Annotated in this window: 15 protein-coding genes; 13 read left to right on the top strand and 2 right to left on the bottom strand. The window is 66.3% G+C overall.

Features of this window, described 5'->3' with window-relative positions; genetic code table 11:
* Positions 1-9: 9 nt before the first annotated feature.
* The 9 genes from NX02_RS09985 to NX02_RS09945 all read left to right on the top strand — a co-directional run bounded on the left by NX02_RS09985 (position 10) and on the right by NX02_RS09945 (position 9,101).
* Positions 10-789: an SDR family oxidoreductase gene (locus NX02_RS09985; protein WP_025292053.1), complete on the top strand. Its 780-nt coding sequence runs from the start codon at positions 10-12 to the stop codon at positions 787-789.
* Between the two features lie 73 nt (positions 790-862).
* Entirely contained in the window at positions 863-2,131 is a 1,269-nt protein-coding gene (locus NX02_RS09980) for an ATP-binding protein (protein ID WP_025292052.1), read from the top strand.
* A gap of 94 nt (positions 2,132-2,225) precedes the next feature.
* Positions 2,226-3,254, top strand: coding sequence for a PstS family phosphate ABC transporter substrate-binding protein (locus NX02_RS09975; protein ID WP_025292051.1), 1,029 nt, complete (start codon positions 2,226-2,228; stop codon positions 3,252-3,254).
* Positions 3,251-4,627: a phosphate ABC transporter permease subunit PstC gene (gene pstC, locus NX02_RS09970; protein ID WP_025292050.1), complete on the top strand. Its 1,377-nt coding sequence runs from the start codon at positions 3,251-3,253 to the stop codon at positions 4,625-4,627. Before NX02_RS09975 ends, pstC begins: the two co-directional genes overlap by 4 nt.
* On the top strand, positions 4,620-5,837 hold the full coding sequence (gene pstA, locus NX02_RS09965) for a phosphate ABC transporter permease PstA (protein WP_025292049.1): 1,218 nt from the start codon (positions 4,620-4,622) through the stop codon (positions 5,835-5,837). The genes pstC and pstA overlap by 8 nt, the downstream gene beginning before the upstream one ends.
* Positions 5,838-5,863: 26 nt before the next feature.
* Complete coding sequence (pstB, locus tag NX02_RS09960; RefSeq protein ID WP_025292048.1) at positions 5,864-6,661, top strand: phosphate ABC transporter ATP-binding protein PstB; 798 nt, start codon at positions 5,864-5,866, stop codon at positions 6,659-6,661.
* Between the two features lie 13 nt (positions 6,662-6,674).
* A complete protein-coding gene (gene phoU, locus NX02_RS09955; RefSeq protein ID WP_025292047.1) occupies positions 6,675-7,382 on the top strand; it encodes a phosphate signaling complex protein PhoU in 708 nt (235 codons plus the stop codon).
* Between the two features lie 3 nt (positions 7,383-7,385).
* Entirely contained in the window at positions 7,386-8,084 is a 699-nt protein-coding gene (gene phoB / locus NX02_RS09950) for a phosphate regulon transcriptional regulator PhoB (protein ID WP_025292046.1), read from the top strand.
* A 108-nt stretch (positions 8,085-8,192) separates the two neighbouring features.
* Positions 8,193-9,101: an SDR family NAD(P)-dependent oxidoreductase gene (locus NX02_RS09945; protein WP_025292045.1), complete on the top strand. Its 909-nt coding sequence runs from the start codon at positions 8,193-8,195 to the stop codon at positions 9,099-9,101.
* A gap of 3 nt (positions 9,102-9,104) precedes the next feature.
* Here the strand turns inward: NX02_RS09945 and NX02_RS09940 are convergent, their stop codons facing one another.
* Both NX02_RS09940 and epsC read right to left on the bottom strand, forming a co-directional pair.
* Positions 9,105-9,452, bottom strand: coding sequence for a DUF2794 domain-containing protein (locus tag NX02_RS09940; protein ID WP_025292044.1), 348 nt, complete (start codon positions 9,450-9,452; stop codon positions 9,105-9,107).
* Positions 9,452-10,150, bottom strand: coding sequence for a serine O-acetyltransferase EpsC (gene epsC / locus NX02_RS09935; RefSeq protein WP_025292043.1), 699 nt, complete (start codon positions 10,148-10,150; stop codon positions 9,452-9,454). Before epsC ends, NX02_RS09940 begins: the two co-directional genes overlap by 1 nt.
* 172 nt (positions 10,151-10,322) lie before the next feature.
* Here epsC and NX02_RS09930 point away from each other — a divergent pair, with 172 nt between their 5' ends.
* From NX02_RS09930 to NX02_RS09920, 4 genes are all read left to right on the top strand, one after another.
* Entirely contained in the window at positions 10,323-11,111 is a 789-nt protein-coding gene (locus NX02_RS09930; RefSeq protein ID WP_025292042.1) for a sulfite exporter TauE/SafE family protein, read from the top strand.
* Positions 11,112-11,179: 68 nt separating this feature from the next.
* On the top strand, positions 11,180-11,509 hold the full coding sequence (locus NX02_RS33570; protein WP_245648825.1) for a hypothetical protein: 330 nt from the start codon (positions 11,180-11,182) through the stop codon (positions 11,507-11,509).
* Entirely contained in the window at positions 11,484-11,771 is a 288-nt protein-coding gene (locus NX02_RS33565) for a phytanoyl-CoA dioxygenase family protein (protein WP_245648824.1), read from the top strand. Before NX02_RS33570 ends, NX02_RS33565 begins: the two co-directional genes overlap by 26 nt.
* A 75-nt stretch (positions 11,772-11,846) precedes the next feature.
* On the top strand, positions 11,847-12,749 hold the full coding sequence (locus NX02_RS09920; RefSeq protein WP_025292041.1) for a LysR substrate-binding domain-containing protein: 903 nt from the start codon (positions 11,847-11,849) through the stop codon (positions 12,747-12,749).
* The last annotated feature ends 67 nt before the right edge of the window (positions 12,750-12,816 follow it).

Raw genomic sequence — 12,816 nt, 5'->3', positions numbered from 1 at the left:
GAGCGACACATGGATCTCGGCATCAACGGACGGACCGCCTTAGTCTGCGCATCGAGCCGCGGCCTCGGTCTGGGTTGCGCGACGGCGCTGGCGGAAGCCGGCGCGCACGTCGTCATCAACGGACGCGACGCTGCAAGGCTCGACGACGCTGCGGCACGCATCGCCGAGCGCACTGGCGCGACCGTGGTTTCGGTGGCGGCTGACGTCGGCACCGTGGCGGGCCGCGAGGCGCTGCTCGCCGCCGCGGGCGCAGTCGACATTCTCGTCAACAACAATGCCGGGCCACCGCCCGCCGATTTTCGCGCGCTCGATCGCGACGCGGTGATCGCGGGCCTCGATGCCAACATGATCACGCCGATCGCGCTGATCCAGGCGGTGATCGACGGCATGGTCGAGCGTCGCTTCGGCCGCATCGTCAATATCACGTCTGGATCGGTGAAGATGCCGCTTGCAGGGCTCGATCTGTCAAGCGGTGCGCGGATCGGCCTGACCGGCTTCCTTGCCGGCGTCGCACGGCAGGTCGCCCATGCGAACGTCACCATCAACAGCCTGCTGCCGGGATCGTTCGACACCGACCGACTCGAAGCGATCGACAGCCGCCGCGCGAGCATGATCGGGCGCAACTTCGAAGAGATCCGCGCCGAACGCGTGGCGGCAATTCCCGCGCGCCGAGTGGGAACGCCCGACGAGTTCGGCGCGGCGTGCGCGTTCCTCTGTTCGGCCAACGCCGGCTACATCACCGGCCAGAGCCTGCTGATCGATGGCGGTGCTTTCCCCGGCGTCATGTAACTGAAACCAGTTCCGGGCATTCGCCGCAGTTTCCCGCGTTGGCGGGCGGAAGCCGGAACGGTAGGATTCAGTCATGTCGCTCGATCATCCATTGCGAATCGTCCTTGCGACCGGCGTTCTGCTGATCGCGATCTTCGCAGCGTTGGTGGCGGGCGCGCCGGTGCTCTCGGCGATCGCCTTCTTTGTCGGCGGCTTGATCGTCGTCGTCCTCTTCGGCGTCAACACGATCACGCCGCCGACGCCGATCCGCCGTCCTCCGCCACCACCCGCGGTCGCGACCAACGGTGCCGACATCGACAGCTTCGTCGAGGCGATCGGCGAACCCGTGCTGGTCGTCAGCGAAGGTCGGGTGATGCGCGCCAACCAGGCGGCGCGCAAACTGCTGGGCGCGCATATCGTGGGGGAGGATGTCCGCCTCGCGATCCGCCACCCGGCCGCCGCCGAACGACTCGCCGGCGCCGCCGCCTCGGTCGATGCCAATTCCATCGAACTGGTCGGCGTCGGCGGACGCGAGCAACGCTGGGAGATGCGCGTCAGCCCGCTCGCCGGCGGCCGCCGCATCGTCCATCTGATCGACCGCACCAGCAGCCATGCGGCAGAGAAGATGCGCGTCGATTTCGTCGCCAATGCCAGCCACGAACTGCGCACGCCGCTCGCCGCGATCCTCGGCTTCATCGAGACGCTGGGCGACGACAAGGCCGGTGGGGACAAGGAGGTGCGCGAACGCTTCCTGAAGGTGATGGACGGGGAAGCGCGGCGGATGCAGCGGCTGGTGGAAGACCTGATGTCGCTTTCCCGCATCGAAGCCGAGAAGTATCGCGTGCCCGATGCCGCGGTGGACCTCGCCATGCTGATCGACGAGGTCCACGGCGTGTTGCACGATGGCCCCAACAAGCGCGGTCACGACATCGTCGTCGCGCTTGAGGATGAGGTACCGTTCGTTGCCGGTGACCGCATCCAGCTCTCGCAGCTCATGCACAACATCGTCGGCAATGCGATGAAATATGGGCGGCCCGGCACACCGATCACGATCAAGCTCAAGCGCGGCCAGGGGACGATGGTCAAGCTGTCGGTGGCGGACGAGGGAGAAGGCATTCCGGCCGAGCACCTGCCGCGCCTCACCGAGCGCTTCTACCGCGTCGATTCGGGCCGCAGCCGGGCGATGGGCGGCACCGGGCTCGGTCTCGCCATCGTCAAGCACATCGTCGAACGCCACCGCGGCCGGCTCGACATCGCCAGCACCGTCGGCAAGGGCACCACGGTGACCATCGCCCTGCCCGCCGCATCCCCCGCGACCAAGGAAAAAGCCGCCCTTTCGGAACAAACCGGGCCATTGTCATGAAAGGTTCACGGAGATGTAACAGGGGGCTCGCGGAGCGCTGATAGCCGCCCGGCATAACCTGCACCGACCGACCAGCGAGGAGCCCCGTTTCGAAATGTTTGCCAAGCGCGCGATCGCGGCGGCGGCCCTGTTGATGATCGCGGGATGCGGGCAGCCCGGTGCGCGCGACCAGATCCGCATCGTCGGCTCCTCGACCGTCTATCCCTTCACCACCGCGGTCGCGGAATGGTTCGTACGCACCAATCCGCGCTTCAAGTCGCCGGTTGTCGAACAGACCGGGACGGGCGCGGGCATGAGCCTGTTCTGCCGCGGGATCGGCGCGCAGCATCCGGACGTCGAGAACGCCTCGCGCCGGATCAAGAAGAGCGAATATGAGGAGTGCGCCAGGAACGGCGTGAAGGACATTGTCGAGATCCAGGTCGGCATCGACGGTATCGCCTTCGCGGAGTCTGTGCGCGGGCCCAGGTTCGAACTCACGCTGACCGACATCTACAAGGCGGTCGCCGCGACCCCTTATGGCAAGCCCAACACCGCGACGCGCTGGAACCAGGTCAACCCGTCGTTCCCCGACATCCCCATCCAGGTCTATGGCCCGCCCTCGACGTCCGGCACGCGCGACGCCCTGACCGAACTGATCATGGCGAAGGCGTGTGATGCTGATCCCGCGATCAAGGCGCTGAAGGAGCGTGATGCGGATCGTCACAAGGCGATCTGCACCAAGGTCCGCGAAGATGGCGCCTACATCAACACCGGCGAGAACGACAATCTGATCGTCCAGAAGCTCGGCGCAAACCCCAATGCGCTCGGCATCTTCGGCTACAGCTTCCTCGAAGAGAATATGGACCGGTTGCGGGGAATCCCGCTTGACGGGATCCAGCCGACCTACGAATCCATCTCCAGCTTCCGCTATCCCGGCGCACGGCCGCTCTACATCTACGTGAAGTCGGCGCATCTGCGCGCGATCCCGGGGTTGCGCGAGTTCGTCGCCGAGTACGCCAATGGCTGGAACCCCGGTGGCTATCTGATGCGGCGCGGGATGATCCTGTCGCCCGATCCGATCCGCATGCAGAGCGCGAAGATCGCAGCCGCATTCACCCCGCTGGACCCCAAGGGCCTCAAATGAACGGCTTTGCCATCTTCATCCTCGTCGTCGGCCTGGGCCTCGTCGCGTGGGTTTCCGCACGCGCCAAGGCCGGCCGCTTCGCGATTGACGGCGGCCCTCGCCCGCATTCGCTGCCCGGCTATCATGGCAGCTTCGTTGCGATTTGGACGGTGATCCCGGCTTTGCTCTTCCTGCTGGTGTGGAGTTTCGTGCTGCCCGCCCTGGTCACGCAGGCGGTCGTCGCGAGCCCTATCGCCTCCGCCCTGCCGACCGCGCCGCTGGAGCGCGCGGCGATGTTGTCCGAAGCGCGGGCGCTTGCGGAAGGCACGCTGGACGTCGCGTTCAATCCCCTCGCCGCCCAGCTCGCGCCGATCTACCAGACCGCGCAGATGCGCTACGACATCGCCGGGCTCGGACTGGCGCTGATGCTCGCCTTCGCGGGCGGTGCCTATGCCTTCACCCGGCTACGCCCAGATTTCAGGGCGCGCACGCAGGTCGAGCGGGTGACGATGATCAGCCTGCTGATCGCCTCGCTGATCGCGATCGTGACCACCATCGGCATCGTCGCCTCGCTGCTGTTCGAATCGCTGCGCTTCTTCTCGATGGTCTCGCCCGGCGAATTCCTGTTCGGACTGCGCTGGAGCCCGCAGGACGTGCTCGTCGACGGGCAGGACAATGGCTACGGCATGATCCCGCTGTTCTGGGGCACGATCTTCATCGGTGCGATCATCGCGATGATCGTGGCGATCCCGATGGGCCTGATGAGCGCGATCTACCTCACCCAATATGCGAGCGCGACCGTGCGCCGCTGGATGAAGCCGATCCTCGAAATCCTCGCCGGTGTGCCGACCGTGGTCTACGGCTATTTCGCGGCGCTGACGATCGCCCCGGCAATCCGCGACGCCGCGGTGGCGATCGGCATCAGCAACGCGTCGTCGGAAAGCGCGCTGGCTGCAGGCGTGGTGATGGGCGTGATGATCATTCCGTTCGTGTCGTCGATGGCCGATGACTCGATCGCCGCGGTGCCCAGCGCGATGCGCGACGGCAGCCTCGCAATGGGTGCAACCCAGTCCGAAACGATCCGCCGGGTGCTGCTGCCCGCGGCGCTGCCCGGCGTCGTCGGCGGCGTGCTGCTCGCCGTCAGCCGCGCGATCGGAGAGACGATGATCGTGGTGATGGCGGCGGGCCTCGCCGCCAACCTCACCGCCAACCCGTTCGAAAGCGTGACGACGGTGACGACACAGATCGTGCAGTTGCTGACCGGCGACCAGGAATTCGACAGTCCCAAGACGCTCGCCGCCTTCGCGCTCGGGCTGGTGCTGTTCGTGGTGACGCTGCTGCTCAACATCGTCGCGCTGCGGGTCGTGAAGAAATATCGGGAAGCCTATGAATAGCGCCATCGCCACGTCCGCCACGACGCGCCGGCCGACCGACTGGAAGTCGGCCACGATGCAGCGCCGCATCCGCCGGCGCTATGCGGCGGAGCGTCGCTTCAAGCTGCTGGGGCTGCTTGCGGTACTCGCCTCGGTCGCGGTGCTGCTCTTCCTGCTCGGCACGATGATCGGCAACGGCGTTCGCGGCTTCACGCAGACCGAGGTGCGCCTGCCGGTCAACATCGCAGCCGCGACCGGCGCGACCCCTGCGGCGATGCAGCAGCTGACCAACGACGCCGCGATCGCGACGTTCGGTGAGGATGGCGAAAAGCTGGTCTCCGAGGGCTCTTGGCTGTCGGTGCGTGAAGCCGCCGCCAAGGGCCGCACGGGGCCGCTTTGGGTGCCCGCCTCGGTCGACATCGATCTTGCCGCGAAGAGCGAGGCCTCTGCGGAAGCAGAAGCCGCCTATGTAAAGCTGAAGCAGGCCGGCGCAACCCGCACGACCTTCAACTGGACCTTCCTCACGGGTGCCGATGCGACCGATCCGTCGCTGGTCGGGATCTGGGGTGCGGTGAAAGGCTCGCTGCTGACGATGCTCGTCACGCTCGTCCTCGCCTTTCCGATCGGCGTCTGCGCGGCGATCTATCTCGAGGAATATGCGACCAGGAACCGATGGACCGACATCATCGAGGTGTCGATCAACAATCTCGCGGCGGTGCCCTCGATCATCTTCGGCCTGCTCGGCCTGGCCGTCTTCCTCAACGTCTTCGGCCTGCCGCGATCGGCGCCGATCGTCGGCGGCCTCACGCTCGCGCTGATGACGATGCCGGTCATCGTCATCGCCGGGCGCAACGCGATCAAGGCGGTGCCGCCGTCGATCCGCGACGCAGCGCTCGGCATCGGCGCCAGCAACGTGCAGGTGGTGTTCCATCACGTGCTGCCGCTGGCGCTGCCGGGCATCCTCACCGGCACGATCATCGGCATGTCGCGCGCGCTGGGCGAGACCGCGCCGGCGCTGATGATCGGCATGCGCGCGTTCATCGCCGCGCCGCCGCAGGGGCTCGACGATCCGGCAACGCTGCTTCCGGTGCAGATTTTCCTGTGGTCGGACGAGGTGAGCCGCGGTTTCGTCGAGAAGACATCGGCGGCGATCATCGTTCTGCTGGTGGTGTTGCTCGCGATGAACGCGCTCGCCATCTATCTCCGCAACAAATTCGAACAGCGCTGGTGATGCCAGACCCTTTTGAGAGAAGCGCCATGGATGCGACCACGGGCGGCCTCGCCGCCGCCACCGCCACCGGCCCGAAGATGACGGCACGCGACGTGACCGTGCACTATGGCCCCAAGAAGGCGATCGACAAGGTCTCGATCGACGTACCCACCGACGTGGTCACCGCGTTCATCGGTCCGTCGGGCTGCGGCAAGTCGACCTTCCTGCGCACGCTCAACCGCATGAACGACACCGTCGCCTCCGCGCGTGTCGAGGGTGACATCACGCTCGATGGCGAGGATATCTACGCGACCTCGATGGACGTGGTGCAACTCCGCGCGCGCGTCGGCATGGTGTTCCAGAAGCCGAACCCCTTCCCCAAGTCGATCTACGAGAACATCGCCTACGGCCCACGCATCCACGGTCTCGCCAGCGGCAAGGACGAGATGGACCAGATCGTCGAAAACTCGCTGCGCCGCGCCGGCCTGTGGGACGAGGTGAAGGATCGGCTGAGCGACAGCGGCACCGCAATGTCGGGGGGGCAGCAGCAGCGCCTGTGCATCGCCCGCGCGATCGCCGTCGACCCCGAAGTCATCCTGATGGATGAGCCATGCTCGGCGCTCGATCCGATCGCCACCGCCAAGATCGAGGAACTGATCCACGAATTGCGCGGCCGTTATGCGATCGTGATCGTTACGCATAACATGCAACAGGCGGCGCGCGTGTCGCAGCGCACCGCCTTTTTCCACCTGGGCCAACTCGTCGAATATGGCGAGACGTCCGAGATCTTCACCAATCCCCGTCAGGAACGGACGAAGGATTATATCACCGGCCGCTACGGCTGAAGGATCTGTATCGATGGCGACGAGTGGCGAACATACGGTCAAGGCGTTCGACGAAGATATCGGCGCGCTGCGCGGGCTGATCGCCGAGATGGGCGGCCGGGCCGAGAACGCGATCCAGGATTCGATGCGCGCACTCATGCGCCGCGACCTGCGCGAGGCGGCCCGCATTGTCGCCGAAGATGAGCGGATCGATATATTGGAGACCGAGGTGGAACGCGCCGCGGTGCGGTTGATTGCGTTGCGCGCGCCGATGGCGGACGATCTGCGCGAGGTGGTTGCCGCGCTCAAGATTGCCGGCGTCGTCGAGCGCATCGGCGACTATGCCAAGAACATCGCCAAGCGCGTATCGGTGATCGACGACAATGGCGACATCGAACCGCTATCGCTGCTGCCCTCGATGGCGCGGATCGCGGTCGAGATGGTGCGCGACGCGCTCGACGCCTTCGCCGCGCGCGATGCCGAACTGGCTTATGAAGTCTGCCAGCGCGACAAGCAGGTCGACGATTTTTACAACAGCATCTTCCGGACGCTCGTCACCTACATGATGGAGAACCCGAAGAGCATCACTCCGGCGACGCACCTGCTGTTCATCGCCAAAAATCTGGAACGCGTGGGCGACCATGCGACCAATGTCGCCGAGATGGTCTATTATGCGGCCACCGGCACTTACATGGCCGAGCGCGAGCGCGGCGATGATTTTCTCGATCAAGACGAGGACTGAGCCATGGCGCGTGCCCATATGCTGCTTGTCGAGGACGATGCCGCGCTGGCGGAACTCCTCACCTGGCACTTCAAGCGTGAGGATTTCGACGTAACCCATACGCCGGACGGCGAGGAAGCGTTGTTGCTGGCGCAGGAAAAGACGCCGGACATCGTCCTGCTCGACTGGATGGTCGAAGGGCTTTCGGGCATCGAGGTCTGCCGGCGCCTCCGTCGCAAGTCGGAAACGCAGAACGTTCCGATCATCATGCTCACCGCGCGCGGCGAGGAAGAGGATCGCGTCCGCGGGCTCGAGACCGGCGCCGACGATTATGTCACCAAGCCTTTCTCGCCGCGCGAACTCGTCGCGCGCGTCGGCGCGGTGCTGCGCCGCGTGCGCCCGGCGCTTGCGGGCGAGCAGCTCAGCTATGCCGACATCGAGATGGATACCGTCGGTCACAAGGTCCGCCGCTCGGGCGAGACCGTCGCGCTCGGGCCCACCGAATTCCGCCTGCTCAAGCATTTCCTCGAGCATCCGGGCTGGGTGTTCTCGCGCGAGCGCCTGCTCGATTCGGTCTGGGGCCATGACAGCGACATCGAGCCGCGCACGGTGGACGTGCACATCCGGCGACTCCGCAAGGCGATCAACCGCGGCAACAAGCCCGACATCATCCGCACGGTTCGGTCGGCGGGCTATGCGTTGGACTCCGAAGCGCAAAGCTGATCCGCCGAACCGCTCACAACGCCGTCAGGATCGCCCCGCGCCCCGGCTTCGGGCCGATCTTCTTTTTTCGCCGTGCCTGCGGGGCGACCAGCGCCTAAAGATCGCCGCATGACGATCGGCTTCGAAGGCAAGGTTGCGCTGGTGACGGGCGCCGGCGGCGGGCTCGGCCGCGCCTATGCGCTCGCGCTTGCCGCCCGCGGTGCCTGCGTGCTGGTCAACGATCGCGGCGGCGCGCGCGACGGCACCGGTGCGGGCGCGACCGCCGAGATGGTCGCTGAAGAGATTCACGCCGCCGGCGGCGAGGCGCTCGCCGACGCCAGCGACGTGACCGACACGGATCAGGTCAGGACGATGGTCGCGCGCGCGATCGATCGCTGGGACCGCGTCGATGTCCTCATCAACAATGCCGGTATCCTGCGCGATCGCAGCTTCGCCAACCTCGATGCAGAAGATTTCGACGCCGTCGTGCGCGTGCACCTGACCGGTTCGGCCAACGTCACGCGCGCGGTCTGGCCCGCGATGCAGGCGCAGCGCCACGGCCGTATCCTGATGACGACCTCCGCCAGCGCGCTCTACGGCAATTTCGGGCAGACCAACTATGGCGCGGCCAAGCTGGCGCTGGTCGGTCTGGCCAAGACGTTGAGCCTCGAGGGCGCGAAGTTCGACATTCGCGTCAACTGCATCTCGCCGATCGCGGCAACGCGGATGACCGAGGATATCTTTCCCGAACAGGCGGCCGCTGCGCTTTGCATCGACGACGTCGTGCCTGCGGCGCTCTACCTCGTCTCCGACGACGCGCCGACCAATGCAGTGGTCGCAGCGGGTGGCGGTCTCTACCACGCCGCGCACATCACCATGACCGAAGGCGCGGTGCTTCCGCCCGACCGACGCACGCCGGAAGCCGTCGCGGCGGCATGGAGCCGGATCGTCGCGCGCAACGGCGAGCGCGTGCCGCGCTCCGCCGATGACCAGATCCGCCGGATCCTCGCCGCGCTCGAAAGCGACGGCGAGGCCTGATGCTCAATCGGCGACCAGCTTCACCAACTTCCGCTCGACCGGTGCCAGCACCGGCCCCAATTCGTGGCCCCGCCGCAGGATCGCCCCACCCTCGCCCACCAGCGACCACATCCCCTGGCGCTGGCGAAGCGCCGGGCGCTTCTCGATGCGATATTCGGGCCGCTCGGTCGCGCGCCGGAACGCCGAGAACACCGCAGCCTCTCGCCCGAGGTCGATCGCATAGTCGCGCCAATGGCCGGCGGCGACCATACGCCCATACAGGTCGAGGATCCGCGTCAGTTCCGCGCGATCGAAGCCGACCTGCGACGGCGGCCTGCCGGGCGGACCAGGAAACGGGGTGACGACACCCATCAGGCGCGTTCGCGCTTCCCGGCGGCGTCATTCTCGCCCCCCTGCTGCTCGATCAGGGCCGCCAGCTTGATGCGCAACGTCTCGACCTCGCAACGCAGAATTTCAAGTTGCTGCGTCGCGGGATCGAAGCGCTCGGTGCATGGCGTGCCATAGGGCACGAAATTCTTCTGGTAATCCTTGGCGTCGAGCAACGTCTGGCGGGCGGGGATGCCCACCATTACCGCCCCCTCGGGCACGTCCTTGGTCACCACTGCATTCGCGCCGATCCGCGCGCGCGGGCCGACGACGATGGGTCCCAGCACCTGCGCGCCCGAGCCGATGATCGCGCCATCGCTGATCGTCGGATGGCGCTTGCCCCCCACGCCATTGTCCGGGCTGGTGCCGCCGAGCGTAACGCACTGGTAGATGGTGACATTATCGCCGATCTCGGCGGTCTCGCCGATCACGACGAAGCCATGATCGATGAAGAAATTGGCGCCGATCGCCGCGCCCGGGTGGATGTCGATCGCGGTCAGGAAGCGCGAGACGTGGTTCACGATCCGCGCCAGAAGGTAAAGCTCGCCACGGAACAGCCAATGCGCAACACGGTGCAGCGCCAGCGCCCAGACGCCCGGATAAGTCAGAATTTCCCAGCGCGAACGCGGCGCTGGATCGCGCGCCTTGATCGAATCCAGATAGGCGGCGATCGAACCGAGCATCGTTTGCGACCCTCCCTAGCGGTCGAGGCCCCATTTATGACGCCGCGGCGCGATTTTCCAGCCCGGTGCAACCGCGCTGTCACAAAGCAGAACCCTAGTCCAGCGATAGTCAAACTGTCTTGCGCGGCTCAGCAAGCTCGGGCAGCACCGCGCGTTCACAGGGAGGTGGCCGTTGTTCGATTGGATCATCGCGAACTGGCAGTCGATTTTGCCGTTCATCGCCGCCGGATTCGCCGCCCAGATCGTCGACGGCGCGCTTGGAATGGCGTTTGGCGTTATCTCCTCGACCTTGCTCGTCAGCGTGCTCGGCGTGCCCCCTGCCACCGCGTCAACCGGCGTCCATCTCGTCGAGTGTTGCACCACGGCGGTTTCCGGGGTCAGCCATGCGCTGCACCGCAATGTGAACTGGAAGCTCTTCTTTCGCCTGCTGATCCCCGGCGTGATCGGCGGCATCACCGGCGCCTATCTGCTTACCGCGCTCGACGCGTCGATCACCCGGCCCTTCGTGATGGCCTATCTCGCCTTCATCGGCATCTACCTGCTGGTGCGCGGGCTGCGCTATCCCCCCAAGAAGCATCGTGAAGCAAGGATCGTCGAGCCGCTGGGCCTTGTCGGCGGCTTCCTCGATGCAGCCGGCGGTGGCGGATGGGGACCGGTCGTCACCTCCAACCTGCTCGTACAGGGCGCGCTGCCGCGCACGACGATCGGCACGGTCAACAGCGTCGAATTCTTCCTCACCGTCACCATCTCCGCCACCTTTCTCGTCAACATCGGCACCCAGGGCTTCGACAACGCCTTCCTCACGCCGGTGGTCGGGCTGCTGGTCGGCGGCGTGCTCGCCGCGCCGCTCGGTGCGATGGTCGCGCGGCGCGTCGCCGCAAAGACCTTGCTGGTGATGGTCGGCGTGGTTCTCACCGCCACCAGCATCTACAGCCTCGGCCGCAGCTTCGGCTGGTTCTGACCGCCGCCGCGCCCCTGTCGTTCGAGGCGCATGGCGCCGCGCGGTTCGCGGGCGCGGCGTGCCCCTGCTTGCCTGAGTTGCTGAGCGCGGTCGCGGCACTGCCGATGGGCCGCGCCGGCATCAGGCTGCACGGCGTGACGCCGCTTCGAGCGCTGCTGAGTGCTGGCGGCCCGATCGGCGACATCGCGCGAGACCTGCTCGGGCCGGGGGTGCAGCCGGTGCGACTGATCCTGTTCGACAAGACCGCTTTGACCAACTGGTCGCTCAGCTGGCATCAGGATCGCACGATCTGCGTCGGTCGAGGGGTTCGGCCCTTGGTCGACGAAGCAAGGCCTGCGTCACGTCGCGCCGCCCTTTGCGATCCTGGCCGGCATGGCGACGCTGCGCGTCCATCTTGACGATGTGCCCGACACCAACGCTCCGCTGCTCATCGCGCCGGGGTCGCACCGCTTCGGAATCGTCGCTGAACCGGATATCGACCGTGTCGTGCAGGCATGCGGGCAGTTCGCCTGCCTCGCCGAACCCGGTGACGTTTGGGCCTACGCCACGCCGATCCTGCATGCCTCTTCCGCAGCGGCCGTGCCGCGCCGGCGGCGGGTGCTGCAGGTCGATTATGCGGCGTTCGATCTTCCTGGCGGACTCGAATGGCTCGGGATCTGATCCCTCGCTCCGATCGCGCTGGCAAATATTCAGAAAACCTCTTAGATCGTCGATATTGATCGAGAGGCCCGATGAATGAGCACCTATCTCCCGACGCTCAAGCAACTTCAATACCTGGTGGCGCTGAAGGAGCACGGCCATTTCGGGCGCGCGGCGGATGCCTGCTTCGTCACGCAATCGACGCTTTCGGCGGGACTGCGCGAACTTGAATCGCTGATCGGCGTCACGCTGGTCGAACGCACGCGCCGCGTCGTCCGGTTCACCGCGCTCGGCGACCGCATCGTCGCCAAGGCGCGCAGGGTGCTGCGCGAGGCGGAGGAGTTGAGCGATCTTGCGCGCGCAGCGGGCAAGCCGCTCGCGGGCGAATTGCGGATGAGCGTGATCCCCACGATTGCGCCCTTTCTGCTGCCGCGTGTGCTGCCGCGGCTGCGCAGCGACTGGCCCGACCTCAGGCTCTATCTGCGCGAGGAACCCAGCGCGGCTGCCTGCGACTCGCTGGCGCACGGCCATGCCGACTGCGTCCTGCTCGCGCTGCCTTATGCATGCGGCGATGTCGACAGCGACGTGCTGTTCGAGGATCGCCTGCTGGTCGCTTTTCCCGGCGCCGAGGCGGCGACGATGGGTGATACGGTGCACCCGAACGCGATCGACGAGGATCGGCTGCTGCTGCTCGAAGACGGCCATTGCCTCAAGGATCACGCGCTCGCTGCGTGCAACCGGCCCGAGTTGCGCGCCGGCGCGACAATGCTCGGCACCTCGCTCCACACGCTGGTCCAGATGGTCGACAATGGGCTGGGCCTGACGATGCTGCCCGAAATGGCGATCGCTGCCGGAATCCTCGATCATACCTCGATCTGCGCAAAGCCGCTCGAATCGGATCACCCTTCCCGCAAGATTGCGCTGGCGTGGCGCCGCGGCAGCCCCCGCGAGAAGGAATTCCGCCTGCTGGCCGACGTGTTGCGCGTGGCAAACGGTTGATCGCGTGAAGGAACCAATCCGTCCCGTTCGGCATTGTTCGAGTCGTACCTCGTCCGTTCAAGTGGTC

It is taken from the genome of Sphingomonas sanxanigenens DSM 19645 = NX02 (genome assembly GCF_000512205.2).
In the GTDB taxonomy this organism is placed as follows: domain Bacteria; phylum Pseudomonadota; class Alphaproteobacteria; order Sphingomonadales; family Sphingomonadaceae; genus Sphingomonas_D; species Sphingomonas_D sanxanigenens.
This window is presented reverse-complemented; position numbering and strand designations above follow the sequence as displayed.

Bases quoted from the DNA above. Each gene is read 5' to 3' on its own strand.
- epsC (WP_025292043.1), bottom strand. From the start codon at position 10,150: ATGCTCGGTTCGATCGCCGCCTATCTGGATTCGATCAAGGCGCGCGAT.
- pstB (WP_025292048.1), top strand. From the start codon at position 5,864: ATGGATGCGACCACGGGCGGCCTCGCCGCCGCCACCGCCACCGGCCCG.
- phoB (WP_025292046.1), top strand. From the start codon at position 7,386: ATGGCGCGTGCCCATATGCTGCTTGTCGAGGACGATGCCGCGCTGGCG.
- NX02_RS09920 (WP_025292041.1), top strand. From the start codon at position 11,847: ATGAGCACCTATCTCCCGACGCTCAAGCAACTTCAATACCTGGTGGCG.
- phoU (WP_025292047.1), top strand. From the start codon at position 6,675: ATGGCGACGAGTGGCGAACATACGGTCAAGGCGTTCGACGAAGATATC.
- NX02_RS09980 (WP_025292052.1), top strand. From the start codon at position 863: ATGTCGCTCGATCATCCATTGCGAATCGTCCTTGCGACCGGCGTTCTG.
- NX02_RS09985 (WP_025292053.1), top strand. From the start codon at position 10: ATGGATCTCGGCATCAACGGACGGACCGCCTTAGTCTGCGCATCGAGC.
- pstC (WP_025292050.1), top strand. From the start codon at position 3,251: ATGAACGGCTTTGCCATCTTCATCCTCGTCGTCGGCCTGGGCCTCGTC.
- NX02_RS09940 (WP_025292044.1), bottom strand. From the start codon at position 9,452: ATGGGTGTCGTCACCCCGTTTCCTGGTCCGCCCGGCAGGCCGCCGTCG.
- NX02_RS33565 (WP_245648824.1), top strand. From the start codon at position 11,484: ATGGCGACGCTGCGCGTCCATCTTGACGATGTGCCCGACACCAACGCT.
- NX02_RS09975 (WP_025292051.1), top strand. From the start codon at position 2,226: ATGTTTGCCAAGCGCGCGATCGCGGCGGCGGCCCTGTTGATGATCGCG.
- pstA (WP_025292049.1), top strand. From the start codon at position 4,620: ATGAATAGCGCCATCGCCACGTCCGCCACGACGCGCCGGCCGACCGAC.
- NX02_RS09945 (WP_025292045.1), top strand. From the start codon at position 8,193: ATGACGATCGGCTTCGAAGGCAAGGTTGCGCTGGTGACGGGCGCCGGC.